Raw genomic sequence first — 16947 nt, 5'->3', positions numbered from 1 at the left:
ACGGGCGTCAGGCCCCCGCGAGTGCGGGGGCCTGACAGAGGGGGAGGGGTTGCGGTCGGTCAGTCGAGCAGGTTCTCGAGGTGGTCGAGATCGCGCCGGATCAGCCTGAGCACGTCGCGAGGCTCCGCACGGGTGGTGGCACTGCCGTCGGGGTTGATCAGCGACGCCACCGCCATGTCGGCGAGCTGCTCGCAGATCCGGTCCAGGTCGTTGCGCTGGTCGGGGTGATACCACCAGGCGACCCAGTTGTTCATGCCCAGCAGGCCGAGCGCGGCCACGCGCGGGTCGACCGGTCGGAACACGCCCTTCGCGACGCCGTCCTCGATGACCCCGGCCATCGCCTTGAGCACGGCGCGACGGCCGGCCGTGTGGGTCTCGGCGATGCCTTCGGGGAGGTCGGCCTCGGAGCGGATCAGGAGCTGGAACCGGGCGGCGCTCTCCGCCTGGCGGCGCACGCTCATCACGACGATCTCGTGCACCTTGCGGGTCGCGTCCAGGTCGTCGCGCTCCGCGATCGCCTGGATCCCGGCGGCCGAGTCCTGGGTGATCTCGGCGACCAGCTTGGCGAGGAGCTCGTCCTTGCTGCTCACGTAGTGGTAGAGCGCGGGCCGGGTCAGCCCGACGGCGTCGGCGATGTCCTGGAAGCTGGTGCCGGCGAATCCGCGCTCGGCGAACAAGCGCGTCGCGTGGTCGTAGATCTCCTGCTCGACCAGTCCGCGACGTACGCCTGACCGGGCCGGGTCCGCGTCCTTCCCGGCCTTCGTCTTCGGGCGGGGTTTGGCGTTGCTCATGACGCTGATGTTATCGATTTGACGTTCATGTCGAGTCATCCGGCGCGGCTCAGCACAGCTCGAAGAGCCCGGCCGCGCCCATCCCGCCCCCGACGCACATGCTGACCACGACGTACCGAGCGCCGCGGCGGCGACCCTCCAGCAGCGCGTGGCCCACCATGCGGGCACCGCTCATGCCGTACGGGTGGCCGATCGCGATGGCCCCGCCGTTGACGTTGTACCTGTCCGGGTCGATGCCCAGGCGGTCGCGGCAGTAGACGGTCTGAGAGGCGAAGGCCTCGTTGAGCTCCCACAGGTCGATGTCGTCGATCGTGAGGCCGTGCCGCCGCAGCAGCTGCGGGATCGCATAGACCGGCCCGATCCCCATCTCGTCCGGATCACACCCGGCCACCGTCATGCCGCGGTAGATCCCCAGCGGGTCGAGGCCGCGCCGCGATGCCTCGCCGGCCTCCATGAGGACGACCGCGGCCGCCCCGTCCGAGAGCTGTGAGGCGTTGCCGGCGGTCACCGTCGCTGCGTGGTCCGGGCGGTCCGGCAGCACGGCGGACAACCCGCGGAGCGCCTCGATGGTCGTCGAGGGACGGTTGCCCTCGTCGAGGTCGAGGTGGAACGGGACGATCTCCTCGTCGAAGAGGCCGGCCTCCTGCGCTCGTGCGGTACGCCGCTGCGACTCGAGGGCGTACAGGTCCTGTTCCTCCCGGCTCACCCCGAAGCGCCCGGCGACGTTCTCCGCCGTCTCCAGCATGCTCACGTAGATGTCGTGCCCGAAGTCGGCGAGCCAGGGATCCTCGGCGCGGTAGGTGTTGCGGTGCTCGTTCTGCACCAGCGAGATCGACTCGACCCCGCCGCCGATCGTCACCTGCATGCCGTCCACGACGATCTGCTTCGCAGCGGTCGCGATCGCCATCATGCCGGAGGCGCACTGCCGGTCGATGCTCATCCCCGGGACGCTGGTCGGGAGGCCGGCGCGCAGCGCCGCCTGCCGCGCGACGTTGTAGCCCGCCGTCCCCTCCTGCATGGCGCAGCCGAGCACGACGTCCTCGATCTCGCCGCGCTCGACCGACGTCCGCCCGAGGGCGCCTGAGATGGCGTGCGCGGCCATCTCGGGGGCGGAGATCTCGCGCAACGCTCCGCGATATGCCTTACCGATGGGGGTCCGGGCCGTGCTCACGATGACCGCCTCACGCATGGGCGCCCACCTCCTTCGTCGCTTCGTCGGGTCGGGTTCGGGGGATGGCGAGGATGACCACGCAGCCGATCAGTGCGGGCACGGCGTACGCGTAGAACTGACCGGAGACGGGCAGTCCGGTGGCCAGCAGATAGCCGCCGTAGGTGGGTCCGAGCACCCCGCCCAGGCGCCCGACGCCCAGGGACAGGCCGAGGGCCGTCGCGCGGCTCTCGGTCGGGTAGGAGCTGCCCACGTAGGTGTTGACGAGGATCTGGGTGCCCGTCGTGCCGACCCCGGCGAGGGCCACGAGGACGTAGACGACGGCGGTCGGCGGGTGCACGGCGAGCAGGGAGAGCGACACCGCGGCGGTCGTGAACGCTGCCGCCACGATCGGCTTGGAGCCGAAGCGATCCGCCAGGGGCGAGGCGGCGAGGGTGCCGAAGACGGCGCCGAGGTTGAGCACCAGGAGGAAGGAGAGCGCCGACTCCAGCCCGTAGCCCGCGCGCACCATCAGCGCCGGCAACCAGGCGTTGGCGCCGAACAGCACCAGGAGACACAGGAACGTCGCCACCCAGAAGAGCAGGGTGGTCGCCAGCAGCCGCCTGCCGAAGATGGTGCGGAGCTGCGAGCCCCAGCCGGGTGCCACCACGTCTGCGGTCGGCTCGAGGCGTGCGTCGAGACCGATATCGAGGTCGACCTCGAGACCGTGCCGGGTGACGACCGCACGGGCCTCCTCCTCGCGTCCGCGTGCTCGCAGATAGTCGACCGACTCCGGCAGGTGGCGGAGCAGCAGCGGCAGTACGACAAGCAGCGGCACCAAGCCGACCGCGAACATCACCCGGAAGCCGTACGCGGGGACGAGGACGATCGCGAGCAGGCCGGCAAGGGCGCCACCGATGCCGACGCCCGCGAAGGCGATCGCGGTGTTGAGGCTCCGCCGGTGGTTCGGCGAGTACTCCACGACCAGCGCTACGACGGTCGGCATCAGCCCGCCGGCACCGAGCCCGACGAGGAGCCGGAAGAACCCGAACTGGGCGGGGTGCGTCGCGACGGCGCACAGGCCCATCGCGACCGAGAAGACCGTCACGCTCAGCACCATGGCCCGGCGGCGCCCGATCCGGTCGGTGAGGACTCCCGAGCCGAGGGCGCCCAGCAGCATCCCGAGGACGGCGATCGAGCCGAAGAAGCCGGTCTGCTCGGGGGTGAGGTCCCAGGCCTGGTAGCTCAGCAGGCTCGGCACCACGGTGCCGTAGACGATCAGGTCGTAGCCCTCGAGGGTCAGGGCGGCGAAGCTCAGCGCGAGCACGGCTTGTGGGGTCCGCCGGACGCTGAGCCCGGCTCTGGTCGTGGTCGTGGACGTCTGCATGTCGAACTCCTTGAGGGCGAGGCAGACCGTAGTTCGCTCTGACGCATCCGTCAATAGATTGACGTCATCGTAAACACGCGAGCGAGGGGTTGTGAGTGGGCTCTCGTGATGGCTGTTGACGATCGCGTTGACTTTTTGTCATCACCGTTGAATCATGAGGTGAGACGAAAGGACCCTCATGAACCACGTACGAATCGGCTTGGTCGTCCCGAGCTCCAACGTGACGGTCGAGACCGAGATGCCGGCGATCCTGAGCCGGCACCCGCAAGCGAGCTTCTCGTTCCACGCCAGCCGCATGCGGATGGCGAAGGTCTCCCCCGAGCAGCTCGCCGCGATGAACGCCCAGCGCGAGCGCTGCATCCTCGAGCTGGGAGACGCCTCACCGGACGTGATCCTCTACGCCTGCTTGGTCGCTCTGATGGCCGCCGGTCCGGGCGAGCACCAGCGGGTCGAGGGGCTCGTCGCCGAGCAGCTCGCGACCGGCGGGGCGGAGGCGCGTGTGCGCTCGAGCGCCGGGGCCCTGGTCGAGGGGCTCCAGGCACTGTCCGCGCGGCGGATCGCCCTGATCACGCCCTACATGCGTCCGCTGGCGGAGAAGGTCGTGGCCTACCTGGAGGCCGAGGGCTTCGAGGTCGCCGACTGGCGGGCGCTCGAGGTCGAGGACAACCGCGAGGTCGGCTGCATCCCGGGTGATCGCGTCATGGAGGCCGCTCGCAGCCTCGACCTCACCGATGTCGACGCGCTGGTCATCTCGGCGTGCGTCCAGATGCCGTCGCTCTCGCTCGTCGAGGCTGCCGAGCAGGAGCTCGGCCTGCCGGTGCTCTCCGCGGCGACCGCCGGGGCCTACAGCATCCTGCGCGCCGCCGATCTCCCCGTCGACATCCCCGGCGCCGGGTCCCTCCTGCGCGCCGACAGCCTCCAGCCCGCCACCTGAACCCCGCTCCACGGCGAAAGGAAACCGATGAGCTCGCTCTCCGACCAGCACCTGGTCCGTGGCGTCGACCACGCCGCCTTCCCCACCTTCGACCCGAGCGGCACGGTGCGCTTCTACCGGGACACGCTGGGCTTCCCGGTCGTGCACTCGATCTGTGCCGCGGGCTGGGGACCGGACGACCACCCGGACTTCATCCACTTCTTCTTCGACATCGGCAACGACGACCGGGTCGCCTTCTTCTACTACTTCGGGCTGCCGGCTCCGGAGGTGTCGAAGGGCGACGTCTACGCGCAGTTCGGCGACGAGACGCCCGAATGGTTCGTACGCTCCCGCCACCTGGCGATCCACGTCGACAGCGAGGACCACCTGCTGGAGTACCGACGCCGGCTCGACGCGAGCCAGTGGCCCGTCGAGATGCAGATCCAGCACGAGACGATCGAGTCGATCTACACCCACGACCCCAACGGCTACATGGTCGAGATCACCCGAGCGCTGCGCCCGGTCACCCCGCAGGAGGACCTGGACGCGAACCTCACCATCGACGCTCTCGTCGACATCGTGCAGCGCCCCGGCGCCGGCATGGACGACCTCCTCGTCCGCAAGGCCGAGCTGATCGTCGAGCGGGCGGAGGCCTGGCAGGAAGGGCAGGTGGGTCGATGACGCACCGCCTCTTCATGCTCGACGTCCCCGAGAACACCTCGATCGCGGCGGTGGCCGAGGAGGTGCCGGGCGTCGAGGTCGACCGGATCGGCCCGTACTTCGTGATCGCGTCCGAGGAGCCGGTCGTCATCGACCGGCGTGCGACCGGGGCGCGGCACGCCGTCTGGTACAGCTGCATCGGCGGCCTCGACGGCTGCCGCATCGTCCAGTGGGACAAGGACGCGCTCCGGCTGGAGCGACGATGACGAGTCCGGCCCAGGACTCGGCGGTCCGGCTCGGCGCGGGACGCTACGACGACGCGATCGAGGCGCCGGACGGGGTGGAGACCTCGGTCCACGAGCTCGTCACCGCCGACGAGGCGAAGGTGACCGGTGTGCTGCGTACGCCGGCAGGGGCGCAGACCGTCGTGACGATCATGCACCCACGCCAGGACGTGACCCACCACCCGCTCGTGCCGCACCTCCTCGGGTCCGGGTACGCCGTGTGGACACAGGGGTCGCGCTCCCCCAACAACGACCTCAATCTCATCCATGAGCAGGCGATCCTCGACTTCGCCGCCGGGCACGCGTTCCTGAGGTCTCGAGGGTTCGGCGTGGTGTCGCTGGGTCACTCGGGCGGTGGCACCCTGGCCGCGTTCTACTGTCAACAGGCCGGTCTCGACCCGGAGAAGCGGCTCGACGCGGCTCCCTCGGGGCGTCCGGTCGCGCTGCGCAGCGCCGACATGCCGCTGCCGGACGGTGTCGTCTTCCTGGCCCCTCATCCGGGCCAGGGAGCCCTGCTCCAACGGGTGATCGACCCCTCGGTCGTGGACGAGGACGACCCGATGTCCGTCGATCCGGAGCTCGACCCGTTCGACCCGCGCAACGGCTTCCGGCCGGCGCCGGAGCCGACCTGGTACGCCGCCGAGTTCGTCGGTCGCTACCGGGAGGCGCAGCGGCGCCGGGTGAGCCGGATCGACGCGGTCGCACGCCGTCACGTCGAGCAGTCGCGCGCCGCGAACCAGGAGTTCCATGACAGCGGCGACCCGTCCGCGCGCCGGCGAGCACTGGCCCCGCGACTGATCACGGTGCACCGCACCGATGCCGATCTGCGCAACGTCGACCTCACCCTCGACGCCAACGAACGGCCCTACGGGTCCCTCTTCGGGCGGCGTCCCGACCTGACGAACTACGGACTCGTCGGCTTCGGCCGGCTGAGCACGGCCGAGGCCTGGCTCTCCACCTGGTCGGCGAACACCACCAACGCCGACTTCGTACGCTGCGCCCCCGGCGTCACGGTCCCCACCCTCCTCCTGGAGTTCACCGGGGACCAGGCGTCCTTCCCCACCGACATCGCGGCGATGAGCGATGCTCTGGCCGCCGACGACCTGACCGTCGACGCGGTGCAAGGCACCCATTTCGGTGGGCCGATCCGATCCGGAGCCCCGACCGGCACCTCGCTGGCGGCGGCTCGCATCGAGGACTGGCTCCGCCAGCGGTTCTGAGAACCACCCCCGAGCACCGCCGGGCCACGGGCGATCCCCGTGCCCCGGCGGTTTCCATCTGTTCCGACTGTCATCGCGGGACGGAAGAGGGCCCGGCCTCCTCATCGGAGGCCGGGCCCTCTTCCGCGGGGAGCTCAGGATGCCGTGAGGACCACCAGGTCGACCCGGCCACTGGCCAGCGCGGCGGCCGCGTGCTCACTCCATCGTTCGCTCACCCGGGCCGCCACGACCGCGCCGCTCTCGCGGCGCAGCCGCTCGCCGAGGTCGAGCATCGTGAGCGTCGACCCGAGGTCGTCCTCAGCGCTCAGGAGGACGCTGTGGGTGGCGTCGTCGAGGGCGGTGACCAGCTGCTTCAGCAGTGCGTCCCCCTCCGGGCCCCAGGGGTCGTCCACGTCGACGGCGACCTCGTGATGCCGGCCCAGCTCCTCGACCGAGACGGTCCTCGCCGGCCAGGCCCGGTCGTCCCGGACCAGCGGCCGCGACAGGATCCAGGCGTCGCGATCCTCGGTGGGCACGTCCGCGGCGTCGCAGCCGGCGTACTGGCTCAGCCCACGGCGTACGACGTCCTCGGCGAGAGCCGCGAAGCGATCGACGCTCACCTTCCCGGCGCGGGTCATGTATGCGAGGAGCAGCTGGTCGACGGGGAGGTCCAGCCGGCCGGGGAACGTGTCCCACCAGCGCATGCTGCGGCGCGCGGTCTCCTGGAGGTGTTCGACGGCGGGCCGGCGGTCGGTCTCGTAACGAGCGAGAGCTGTCGGCAGGTCCGGCGCGGCCGCGACCGCGTCGGCGAGGGCGATGCCGTCCTCCATCGCCAGCTTCGTTCCGGAGCCGATCGAGTAGTGCGCGGTGTGGGCCGCATCGCCCAGCAGCACGACGTTGCCGTGGTGCCACCGCTCGCACCGGATGGTGCGGAACCGGAGCCAGCGGGTGCGGTTGCCGATGAGCGGGTGTCCCTGCAGCTCGGCACGGAACGCGGTGCCGAGGTAGGCCAGCGACTCCTCGTCGGTCTGGTCGAACGGCGTCTGCGCCGTGGTCTGGTCGAAGCCGGCTCGGCGCCAGGTCTCCTCGTCGGTCTCGATGAGGAACGTGCTCCGGTCCGGTGCGTAGGGGTAGGCGTGGGCCACGAAGGTGCCGTGCTCGGTCTCGACCGGGAGGAAGACGGCGCTCGGGAGCGCGAAGTCGGTGCCGCACCACAGATAGAGGGAGTCATGGGTGGTGACCGAGGCGCCGAACGCGTCCGCGGCCGACTCACGGGTCGCGCTGCTGACGCCGTCCGCGGCGATCACCAGCTCGGCGTCGAGCGCGTCCCTGGCCGCGCGTCGGCCGTAGTGCAGACGCACGCCCGCGTCCTCCGCGTGGCGGCGCAGCACGTCCAGAAGGGTGGAGCGGCCGATGGCGATCAGGTTGTCCATCGGGACCTGCGCACGCTGCCCACGCACCTCCATCGCCATCTCGTGCCGAAAGGACCGCTCGACGATCTCGGCGAGGCTCGCCGGGTCCGCGGCGCCGAGGTTGCGCTGCGTACGGGTCGCCAGGCCCACGCCGAAACCGAAGGTCTGGCCTGGCGGGCTCTGTTCGTAGAGGTCCACGACGCAGTGGGGATGGCGGAGCTTGAGGAGGCGAGCGACGTAGAGGCCGCCTGGTCCTCCGCCCAGGACGGCGACGGAACGCAGTTCCACGGTTGATGCCTTTCCGGCCGACGACAGTGTCTCCACGGTAGACGCGTTCAACATCTACGTCAAGAAGTTGACGCATCCGTCGAATCCGGCTTACGGTGCAGACTGGTGTCGACGGTCACAGGGCCGTCGCGGCGAGATGCCGAGGGGCAAGAGGATGGGCAGAATCGAGTGGTCGGGACGCGTCGTCCCGTTCCCGCAGGACGTCGCGGCGGCGTACCGGACGGAAGGGCTGTGGGGGACGCTCCCCATTGCCGCCGAGTTCCGCGCGGTCGCCGAGAAGCACGCAGCGCGCAACGCGGTGGTCACCTCGGACGGTCGCCTCACCTATGCCGAGCTCGACGAGTGGTCCGACCAGGTCGCAGCCGGCATGGTCGAGCTCGGCCTCGAGCCGGGAGACCGTGTGCTGTTCCAGGTCACCAACCGGCTCCTGACGGTCGTCGCGTGGTACGGCGTCCTCAAGGCCGGGCTCATCCCGGTCTGCACGCTGGCGGTGCACCGTGCCCACGAGATCGGCACGATCGCGGAGCGCACCGGCGCAGTCGCGCACCTGGTCGAGTCCGGCACCCGCGGCTTCGACCTCGTCGCCTTCGCAGAGGAGCAGCGAGCCGAGCACCCTCGGCTGCGCCACCTCCTCACCATCGGGGCGAGCCCTGAGAGCACGGGCACGCGGATCGAGGACCTCGGCCAGCACCTCCACCCGGACGACGCCCGCGAGATCGTCGATGCGATCCAGGCGGAGATCGACCCGGACGACGTCGCCGTCTTCCAGCTCTCCGGAGGGACCACCGGCGTCCCCAAGGTGATCCCCCGCCTGCACGCCGAGTACTGGTACAACGCCCGTGCCTATGCCGAGGCCTGGGGATGGGACGAGACCACCCGCAACGGTCATCTGATCCCGCTCATCCACAATGCCGGCATCGTCTGCGGCCTGCACGGGCCCCACAGCGTCGGCGGGTCGCTGATCCTCGCCACCCCGGATCTCTCCGAGGCGCTCCCGCTGCTTGCCGCGTCGAGGGTCACTGACGTGCTCCTCGGTCACGGCCACTACAACGCCGTCCGGCTCCCGGAGTTCGACCAGCTCGCGGCGTCGCTCCGTACGGTCGTGCTCTCGGGCGCGAAGGTGCCGCTCCCGCTCTTCGAGCGTCTCGAGGAGCTCGGCGTCTGGAGCGGACAGCTGTTCGGGATGGGTGAGGGCTTCTTCGCGGTCACCCCGCTCGACGCGCCGCGCGAGGCTCGGCTGACCACGGTCGGTGCCGGGCTCTCACCAGCCGATGCCTTCGAGGTTCTGACGCCGGGGACGGAGGAGCCGGTCGCCGACGGAGAGGTGGGCGAGCTGTGCTGCGCCGGCCCCTACACCCTGCGCGGCTACTTCGACGCCGCGGACCACAACCGGGGTGCATTCACCTCGACCGGTCTCTACCGCACCGGCGACCTGGTCTCGGTGCAGACCTTCGGTGCGGACCGCTTCCTGTCGGTGGAGGGGCGCCTCAAGGACGTCATCAACCGAGGCGGGGAGAAGATCAACGCCGAGGAGGTCGAGGTGCTGCTGCTCCGTCACCCCGACATCATCAACGCCGCCGTCGTGGCCATGCCCGACGAACGGCTCGGGGAGCGCTCGTGCGCCTATCTGGTCGGCCGTGGAGACCCGCTCTCCCTGCCCGACGTCCAGCGACACCTCGAAGGCCTCGGCGTGGCCAAGTTCAAGTGGCCGGAGCGGCTGGAGTGGATCGACGAGATGCCGAAGACCGCGGTGGGCAAGATCGACAAGAAGCGGCTGCACGCGCAGATCGCCACCCGTGTCGAGGACGAGCGGCGCGCGCTCGCATGAGCACCCGTGCTGCGCTCGTGACCGGTGGCTCGGCCGGCATCGGTCTGGCGATCGCCACGATGCTGGTCGACGAAGGGTGGTCGGTGACCATCGTCGGCCGCGACCGCGACAAGCTGCAGGCCGCTGCCGACCGGCTGGGGACCGAGCGGGTCCACGTCGTCGCCGCGAACCTGGCCGAGGACGTGGCCGAGGACGTGGTTGCCGATCATCTCCGGCACCACGGCCGGCTGGACCTGCTCGTCAACAACGCGGGCGCCGGTCTCATCGGTCCCATCCAGCTGAAGTCGGCCAAGGAGCTCGACGTGGAGCTCAACCTGAACCTCCGCAGCGCGGTCCGTCTCGTGCAGGAGAGCCTGCCGCCGCTGCGGGTGGCCGCCCTGCGCGACGGCGCGAGCTGGATCGTCAACGTCAGCTCGATGACGGCAACCGAGACACCCCCGTACGCCTCGGTCTACTCGGCCACCAAAGCAGCGCTGGTGGCGTTCTCGCGCTCGCTCCACGCCGAGCTCAGCAGCGAGGGCATCCACGTCACCGCGCTGGCGCCGGGCCTCGTCGACACCCCCGGCACCGGCTGGGCACCCGACGACGTACGAGACCGGATGATCCCGGCCGAGGACGTGGCCGCAGCCGTACTGTTCCTGCTCGGCCGGTCGCCGCGCTGTTTCGTCCCCGCGCTGCCGCTCGTGACCGCGGGCGCCGGCATGCACGAGCTGGTGGACTGGCGCAGCTTCGGCTGATGTCACAGATCGAGCAGGTGCTCCGTCGGAGGGGGTGAACGAACGAACCTCACTCGCACCTGGGAGAGATCATGAACATCGCGCTCTGGATAGTCGCCGGACTGTTCGCGCTCGGCTATGTCGTCGGCGCCGTCTTCAAGTTGACGATGCCCTTCGACACGTACGCCGCGAAGACGCACTGGCCCCTCGACTTCACGCCCGGCAAGCTGAAGTTCATGGGTGCCGTCGAGCTCGTCGGTGGCCTCGGCCTCGTCCTGCCGGGGCTGGTGAGCGTGGCGCCGGTCCTGGTGCCGGTCGCGGCCTCGGGGATGGCGCTCTACATGGCCGGTGCGGGCACGGAGCGAGTGCGGCGTGACGAGTACAAGGAGCTCCTCGGCGACCTGGTGTTCCTGGCGGCGATGCTCTTCGTCGCCTGGGGACGCTTCGCGGTCGAGCCGTTCTGACGGAGACGAGAACGGGCCTGGCCCGGAACGCGGCAGTCGCCACGTTCCGGGCCAGGCTCTGGGCTGCGTCCGGTGAAGGACTCAGATCTCGTGCGAGACCTCGTCCGTGTGGGGGATGTCGGGGCTGCGCCGCAGGTTGACGACGGCCAGCGCCAGGCCTCCCCAGATGATGAGCATCGCGACGAGCATCATGACGATGGCGGAACCACTCATGACTTCGCTCCCTTCTCGTTGAAGTGGATCTCGGACAGGGCCTCGGGGTCACGCCACTTGGCCTGCGCGGCCAGGAATCCGAAGACGATGACAGCAGCGGCGCCGCCCCAGCCGAAGACGCCGAGCATCCAGCCCGGGTAACCCTCGTAGGGGGTCTTCAGGTCCTCCCAGAAAGAGAGCCCGAGGACGAGCACCAGGCCGATCGGGGCGACGATGCTGACCAGGATGCGCCACCAGGCGCCGACGACGATGGAGCTGCCGTCGGAGAGGTGGGCGCTGAAGGTCGGCAGCACACGCAGCCCCCAGCTCAGGATCAGCATCGAGATCACCGCGACCAGCAGGATGCCGAACTGGTTGATGAAGTGGTCGATGATGTCGAGCACGTAGATGCCGCTCGTGGTCGAGAAGAAGATCAGGCTGAGCACGGCCATCGGGATGGTGACCGCGATCGTGGCGCCGGTGCGCGTCATCTCGAACTTGTCGCGCACGCCGGAGATCACGACCTCGACGATGGACACCATCGAGGTGAATCCGGCGATGACCAGCGAGAAGAAGAAGAGCACGCCGATCAGAGCACCCGCGGGCGCTTCGCTGATGATCGCGGGGAAGGCGACGAACGCCAGCCCGATGCCGGAGGTCGCGACGTCACCGACGGCGACGCCGTTGGCCTGCGCCATGAAGCCGAGCGCGGCGAAGACACCGATGCCGGCGAGCAGCTCGAAGCTGGAGTTGGCGAAGCCGACGACCAGGCCGGAGCCCGGCATGTCGGTGTGCTTGTGCACGTAGGAGGAGTACGTGATCATGATGCCGAAGCCGATGGACAGCGAGAAGAAGATCTGGCCGTACGCCGCAGCCCAGACGGTCGCGTCGGTCAGCGCACCCCAGTTGGGCGTGAAGAGCGCGTCGAGGCCCTCGGCGGCCCCCGGCAGGAAGAGCGAGCGCACCACGAGGATCACGAAGGCGACCACGAGCAGCGGGATGAAGATGACCGAGCTCGCGCCGACGCCCTTCTGGACGCCGAGCAGCATCACGGCGAGGATCGCGACCCACACCAGCAGCAGCGGGATGAGCACACCCCACACCGGCGTCGCGTCGACACCCGGGTCGCCGGCCTGCAGGAACTCACCGAAGAAGAAGCCCTCCGGGTCGTCGCCCCAGGCCTTGTTGACGCTGAAGATCGTGTAGCGCACCGCCCACGCCATGACCGCCGCGTAGTAGATGGCGATCATGAAGCAGATGCCGACCTGCCACCAGCCGAGGCCCTCGGTGCCGCGACGGAGCCGCGCGAACGACAGCGGCGCGGAGCCGCGGAACCGGTGGCCCATCGCGTAGTCGAGGAAGAGGAACGGGATGCCTGCGGTCAGCAGAGCGACGATGTAGGGGATGACGAAGGCGCCGCCGCCGTTGTCGTAGGCGACGTACGGGAAGCGCCAGATGTTGCCCAGGCCCACCGCGGATCCGATCGCCGCGAGGATGAAGACCTGTCGCGAAGAGAATGCTCCGCGTTTGGCCGCCGCCTCTTCATGCACGCCCTCTGGTGTCGTGCCCATATCCGCCTCCTTGTTGATATTTTCCTGTGATGCCGATCACAGAACGATAATGGTCCTGCTGCGTGCGGTTGTCGCGGGGTTCGCGAGATTGGCCGCGAGAGCGTTTTCGGCGCGCGTCATCGTGCCAGGCGCCGTTCAGCGCCGCACGGCCGAGGGGGAGGCGGAGACCGGCAGGACGATCGCCAGCCGCTCGGCGGCGGCTTTCAGGTGCGGGAGCAGGTCGAGCATCCGGGCCATCTCCATCCGGTAGGACGGGGCGGCGACCGAGACGGCGGCGACGGCGCGGCCGTCCGGGTCGAGGACGGGGACGCCGAGCGCGCGGATGCCGATCTCGTGCTCCTCGTCGGCGACGGCGTACCCCTCCTCGCGCACCTGGTCGATCATCTCCGCGAACGCGTCGCGGTCGGAGATGGTGCGGGGTGTGGCCGCGACGAGGTCGAGGTCGTCGACGAGGCTCTTCCGCTCGGCATCGGGGGCGAAGGCCACCAGCACCTTGCCCATCGAGGTGCAGTGCAGCGGGCCGAGGGCGCCGGGGGTGCCGATCACGCTGACCTGCTGGGGCCCTTGGACGTGGTGGACGTAGAGCTGGTGGTGGCCGGAGCGGACGGACATCAGCGAGGTCTCGCGGGTCTGCCCGGTGAGCTCCTCGAGCGCCGGCAGCGCCGAGCCGGCGAAGCCGCGGCGGTGGGCGACGTACTGGGCGAGGGAGAAGACCTTGAGCCCGAGGGAGTAGCGCTTGCTGTCCTCGTCGAAGGTCGCGAAGCCGTCGCGGATCAGTGCTGCCGCCAGCCGGTGGCAGGTGCTCAGCGGGAAGCCGGTCTCGCGGCTGAGAGTGGAGAGCGGTACGCCGGAGGGGTAGGCGCTGAGGTGATCGAGGAGGAGCAGGGCCTTGCCCACCATGTCGCGCTTGGCGTCGGCATCGGTCGCGTCGTTCATGACGTCATTCTTCCATATCGTGGAAGCGACATCTGAAAGACGGGAGGAATTCGTTGACGGGCCGATGTGGCGACAGACACACTCGCATGGTGAAAGCGACTTCCGCCACGCGGGAGTGGAGCGAAAGGAACCCGATGACCACGTCCGACCCTCGCGCCGACTCCGGTGCGCCGACGATGGGTACGCAGCGCTGGGCGCGCCTGCTGCCGATCGTCTTCATCACCTACAGCCTCGCGTACCTCGACCGCTCCAACTTCTCGATCGGCATCGCCGGTGGCATGTCCGAGGAGCTCCAGATCACGCCGGCGGTCTCCGCCCTCATCGGTGCGGCGTTCTTCCTCGGCTACTTCGTGTTCCAGATCCCGGGCGCGATCTACGCCGAGCGCCGCAGCGTACGGTCGCTGATCTTCTGGAGCCTCCTGGCCTGGGGCGTGCTCGCCTCGGTGCAGGGTCTGCTCAGCTCGGCGACCGCGCTGATCGCCGTACGCTTCCTGATCGGCGTCGTCGAGGCGGCGGTGCTGCCGGCGATGGTGATCTTCCTCAGCCACTGGTTCACCAGCCGTGAGCGCGGCCGCGCCAACACCTTCCTGATCCTCGGCAACCCGGTCACCGTCTTGTGGCTGACGGTCGTCTCCGGCTTCCTCATCGAGGCCACCGACTGGCGCTGGATGTTCATCATCGAGGGGCTGCCGGCGGTCGCCTGGGCGTTCGTCTTCCGGGCGATGGTCAGCGACCGTCCCGAGCAGGCGAAGTGGCTCAACACGCCCGAGCGCGACGCCGTCGTCGCCGAGCTCGAGAAGGAGCAGCGCGGGCTGACTCCGGTCAAGGGCTACGGCGAGGCCTTCCGCTCGCGCAACGTCGTCCTGCTCTCCCTGCAGTACTTCCTGTGGAGCGTCGGCGTCTACGGCTTCGTCTTCTGGCTGCCGTCGATCGTGAAGGCCGCCTCGGGCGAGGGCATCGGCATGTCCGGCCTCATCTCCGCCATCCCGTACGTCCTCGCGGTCGTGCTGATGATCCTCAACAGCCGGTCGTCGGACCGCGCCGGCACCCGTGGCCGGTACGTCTGGCCGTGGCTGCTGCTGGGCGCGGTGGCGTTCTACGGCTCCTACCTGCTCGGCCCTGACCAGTTCTGGCTCGCCTTCATCCTGCTGACCGTGGCGGGTGGCGCGATGTACGCGCCGTACGGCCCCTACTTCGCGCAGATCCCGGAGTTCCTGCCCAACAACGTGGCCGGTGCGGCGATCGCGCTGATCAACTCCTTCGGCGCTCTGGGCGGCTTCGCCGGCAGCTACCTCGTCGGCTGGCTCAACGGGTCCACCGGGAGCACCGACGCGTCGTTCCTGCTGATGGCGGGCTGTCTGGCGGCGGCCGCGGCGATCATGCTGCTGGTCAGGGCGCCTGCGGCCACGGCGCCTGTCGAGGCTCCTGTCGAGACGGCTGCGGAGACCGGCCGATGAGGATCGCCCGGATCGAGCATCCTGGCGGGACCGACCATGCGGTGGTGGAGGCCGACGGCTACCGGCTGATCGAGGACCTCTTCGCGAGCGAGATCCGGCGTCTCGACCGGTGGGTCGCCGCGGACGATGCCCGGCTGCTGGCCCCGGTCGAGCCCCGCACCGTCGTCGGGATGGCGCACAACACCGGGCCGGGCGACCGGCTGCTGCCGCCGCAGGCCTTCCTCAAGCCCGCACGGTCGGTGATCGGGCCGGGCGAGCCAGTGCCGGTATCGGCCGATCTCGGCCTGGTCCACGCGGAGGCCGAGCTCGCCGTCGTGCTCGGCGCCTCGGGTGACGTGTTGGGCTACACGGTCGCCAACGACGTCACCGGCCGCGACCTGCAGGTCGCCGACTCGCTGTGGACGCAGGCCAAGGGGCAGCGCGGGTTCACCCCGTTGGGCCCCTGGATCGAGACCGACCTCGACACGGTGTCCGTGACGGTCGGGCTCGAGGTCGACGACACAGCCGCTCCGTCGGCGAGCACCGACGGGCTGGCCCGCAGCATCGCCGAGGTGGTGGCGTGGGTCAGCGGCTTCCTCCCGCTCGGACCGGGCGACGTGATCCTCACCGGCGCTCCGGGCGCCAGCCTGCCGATCCGACCCGGACAGCAGGTCCGGGCGAGCGTCGCGGGCATCGGGGAGCTGGTCAACCCGGTGGTCGAGGGCATGCATGGGCGACGTACGCAGCGCGGTGCGGCATGAGCGGCGTCGACGCCGTCACCTTCGGTGAGGCGATGGCGATGTTCGTCGCCCAGGAGAGCGGCCCGCTGCATCGGGCCGCGAGCTTCGTCCGGGCCACCGCCGGCGCGGAGACCAACGTGGCGACCGGGCTGGCGCGGCTCGGTCACCGTTCCGGCTGGGTCGGCCGGCTCGGCGACGACCCGTTCGGGCTGTTCGTCCGGGAGGAGCTCGGCGGCTGTGGCGTCGACCTGTCCCTGGTCGAGACCGACCCCGTCGCGCCGACCGGTTTCCAGCTGAAGTCGCGGGCGGACGGTGGCGACCCGGAGGTGGTCTACTTCCGCAGCGGCTCCGCGGGCAGCCGGCTGTCGTGGAGCCCGCCGGCCGCGGCGTACGTCTTGGGGGCCCGTCATCTCCACCTGACCGGGATCCCGCTGGCGATCTCGGAGACGGCCCGCGACTTCGCGTTCCAGGCGATCGCCGCCGCGCGTGCGGGCGGAGCGAGCATCTCCTTCGACCCGAACCTGCGTCCGGCGCTGTGGCCGAGCCCGCAGGAGATGGTCGTCGTGGTGAACGAGGTCGCCGCCCTCGCCGACTGGGTGCTCCCCGGCGTGGGCGAGGGACAGGTGCTGACCGGCCACGCCGACCCCGAGCGCATCGCCGAGCACTACCTCGCCGCGGGCGCCACCCGGGTGGTGGTCAAGAACGGCGGTGAGGGTGCGGTCGCCTTCGGGCCGGAGGGCAGCGTGCAGCAGCGCGCCTTCGACGTCGACGTGGTGGACACCGTCGGCGCCGGTGACGGCTTCGCCGCAGGCCTGATCAGCGCCCACCTCGACGGCCTGGCCATCGGGCCGGCGCTGGAGCGGGCCGCTGCGGTCGGTGCCCTGGCGACGACCTCGGCCGGCGACAAGGACGGCCTGCCGGACCGGGAACGACTGGCCCGGTTCCTGACCACGACCGCTGTGCCAGCCTGACCCATGACGACG

General features: G+C 70.1%; 17 protein-coding genes. 10 read left to right on the top strand and 7 right to left on the bottom strand.

Features of this window, described 5'->3' with window-relative positions; genetic code table 11:
• Positions 1-59: 59 nt before the first annotated feature.
• Genes IEY81_RS03735 through IEY81_RS03725 form a run of 3 tightly spaced genes read right to left on the bottom strand, consistent with a single transcriptional unit; the run spans position 60 to position 3325 of the window.
• The gene (locus IEY81_RS03735) at positions 60-791 is read right to left on the bottom strand and encodes a TetR/AcrR family transcriptional regulator (protein ID WP_189117107.1); all 732 of its coding nucleotides are present in this window, start codon (positions 789-791) and stop codon (positions 60-62) included.
• 49 nt (positions 792-840) lie between these two features.
• A complete protein-coding gene (locus IEY81_RS03730; protein WP_189117106.1) occupies positions 841-1980 on the bottom strand; it encodes an acetyl-CoA C-acyltransferase in 1140 nt (379 codons plus the stop codon).
• Positions 1973-3325, bottom strand: a complete 1353-nt coding sequence (locus IEY81_RS03725; RefSeq protein ID WP_189117105.1) for an MFS transporter — start codon at positions 3323-3325, stop codon at positions 1973-1975. Before IEY81_RS03725 ends, IEY81_RS03730 begins: the two co-directional genes overlap by 8 nt.
• Before the next feature lie 178 nt (positions 3326-3503).
• Between IEY81_RS03725 and IEY81_RS03720 the strand changes: the two genes are divergently transcribed.
• Genes IEY81_RS03720 through IEY81_RS03705 form a run of 4 tightly spaced genes read left to right on the top strand, consistent with a single transcriptional unit; the run spans position 3504 to position 6402 of the window.
• Complete coding sequence (locus IEY81_RS03720; protein WP_189117104.1) at positions 3504-4259, top strand: maleate cis-trans isomerase family protein; 756 nt, start codon at positions 3504-3506, stop codon at positions 4257-4259.
• A gap of 27 nt (positions 4260-4286) precedes the next feature.
• Positions 4287-4919, top strand: coding sequence for a VOC family protein (locus tag IEY81_RS03715; RefSeq protein ID WP_189117103.1), 633 nt, complete (start codon positions 4287-4289; stop codon positions 4917-4919).
• Positions 4916-5164, top strand: a complete 249-nt coding sequence (locus IEY81_RS03710; protein ID WP_189117102.1) for a hypothetical protein — start codon at positions 4916-4918, stop codon at positions 5162-5164. The genes IEY81_RS03715 and IEY81_RS03710 overlap by 4 nt, the downstream gene beginning before the upstream one ends.
• Complete coding sequence (locus IEY81_RS03705) at positions 5161-6402, top strand: alpha/beta hydrolase (RefSeq protein WP_189117101.1); 1242 nt, start codon at positions 5161-5163, stop codon at positions 6400-6402. The genes IEY81_RS03710 and IEY81_RS03705 overlap by 4 nt, the downstream gene beginning before the upstream one ends.
• A gap of 134 nt (positions 6403-6536) precedes the next feature.
• Here the strand turns inward: IEY81_RS03705 and IEY81_RS03700 are convergent, their stop codons facing one another.
• Positions 6537-8081 carry an FAD-dependent monooxygenase gene (locus IEY81_RS03700; RefSeq protein ID WP_189117100.1) on the bottom strand — a complete coding sequence of 515 codons (1545 nt, stop codon included), beginning with the start codon at positions 8079-8081 and terminating at the stop codon, positions 6537-6539.
• 154 nt (positions 8082-8235) lie between these two features.
• On the opposite strand from IEY81_RS03700, the gene IEY81_RS03695 reads away from it, so the two are divergent.
• From IEY81_RS03695 to IEY81_RS03685, 3 genes are all read left to right on the top strand, one after another.
• On the top strand, positions 8236-9909 hold the full coding sequence (locus tag IEY81_RS03695; protein WP_189117099.1) for a (2,3-dihydroxybenzoyl)adenylate synthase: 1674 nt from the start codon (positions 8236-8238) through the stop codon (positions 9907-9909).
• On the top strand, positions 9906-10646 hold the full coding sequence (locus tag IEY81_RS03690) for an SDR family oxidoreductase (RefSeq protein ID WP_189117098.1): 741 nt from the start codon (positions 9906-9908) through the stop codon (positions 10644-10646). Before IEY81_RS03695 ends, IEY81_RS03690 begins: the two co-directional genes overlap by 4 nt.
• 71 nt (positions 10647-10717) lie before the next feature.
• Complete coding sequence (locus tag IEY81_RS03685; protein WP_189117097.1) at positions 10718-11089, top strand: DoxX family protein; 372 nt, start codon at positions 10718-10720, stop codon at positions 11087-11089.
• Between the two features lie 81 nt (positions 11090-11170).
• On the opposite strand, the gene IEY81_RS03680 is transcribed toward IEY81_RS03685, so the two are convergent.
• From IEY81_RS03680 to IEY81_RS03670, 3 genes are all read right to left on the bottom strand, one after another.
• Positions 11171-11302: a methionine/alanine import family NSS transporter small subunit gene (locus IEY81_RS03680; RefSeq protein WP_189117096.1), complete on the bottom strand. Its 132-nt coding sequence runs from the start codon at positions 11300-11302 to the stop codon at positions 11171-11173.
• On the bottom strand, positions 11299-12852 hold the full coding sequence (locus tag IEY81_RS03675) for a sodium-dependent transporter (RefSeq protein ID WP_189117095.1): 1554 nt from the start codon (positions 12850-12852) through the stop codon (positions 11299-11301). The genes IEY81_RS03680 and IEY81_RS03675 overlap by 4 nt, the downstream gene beginning before the upstream one ends.
• 135 nt (positions 12853-12987) lie before the next feature.
• A complete protein-coding gene (locus IEY81_RS03670) occupies positions 12988-13788 on the bottom strand; it encodes an IclR family transcriptional regulator (RefSeq protein WP_189117094.1) in 801 nt (266 codons plus the stop codon).
• 134 nt (positions 13789-13922) lie between these two features.
• On the opposite strand from IEY81_RS03670, the gene IEY81_RS03665 reads away from it, so the two are divergent.
• From IEY81_RS03665 to IEY81_RS03655, 3 genes are read left to right on the top strand one after another with little or no spacing between them, the layout of a single operon-like run.
• Positions 13923-15245, top strand: coding sequence for an MFS transporter (locus IEY81_RS03665; protein WP_189117093.1), 1323 nt, complete (start codon positions 13923-13925; stop codon positions 15243-15245).
• Positions 15242-15985, top strand: a complete 744-nt coding sequence (locus IEY81_RS03660; protein ID WP_189117092.1) for a fumarylacetoacetate hydrolase family protein — start codon at positions 15242-15244, stop codon at positions 15983-15985. Before IEY81_RS03665 ends, IEY81_RS03660 begins: the two co-directional genes overlap by 4 nt.
• Entirely contained in the window at positions 15982-16935 is a 954-nt protein-coding gene (locus IEY81_RS03655) for a sugar kinase (protein ID WP_189117091.1), read from the top strand. The genes IEY81_RS03660 and IEY81_RS03655 overlap by 4 nt, the downstream gene beginning before the upstream one ends.
• The last annotated feature ends 12 nt before the right edge of the window (positions 16936-16947 follow it).

This window comes from Nocardioides luteus, assembly GCF_014648595.1.
Taxonomy (GTDB): domain Bacteria; phylum Actinomycetota; class Actinomycetes; order Propionibacteriales; family Nocardioidaceae; genus Nocardioides; species Nocardioides luteus.
The sequence above is the reverse complement of the archived record's forward strand: the minus strand, read 5'-3'. Positions and strand labels throughout refer to the sequence as shown.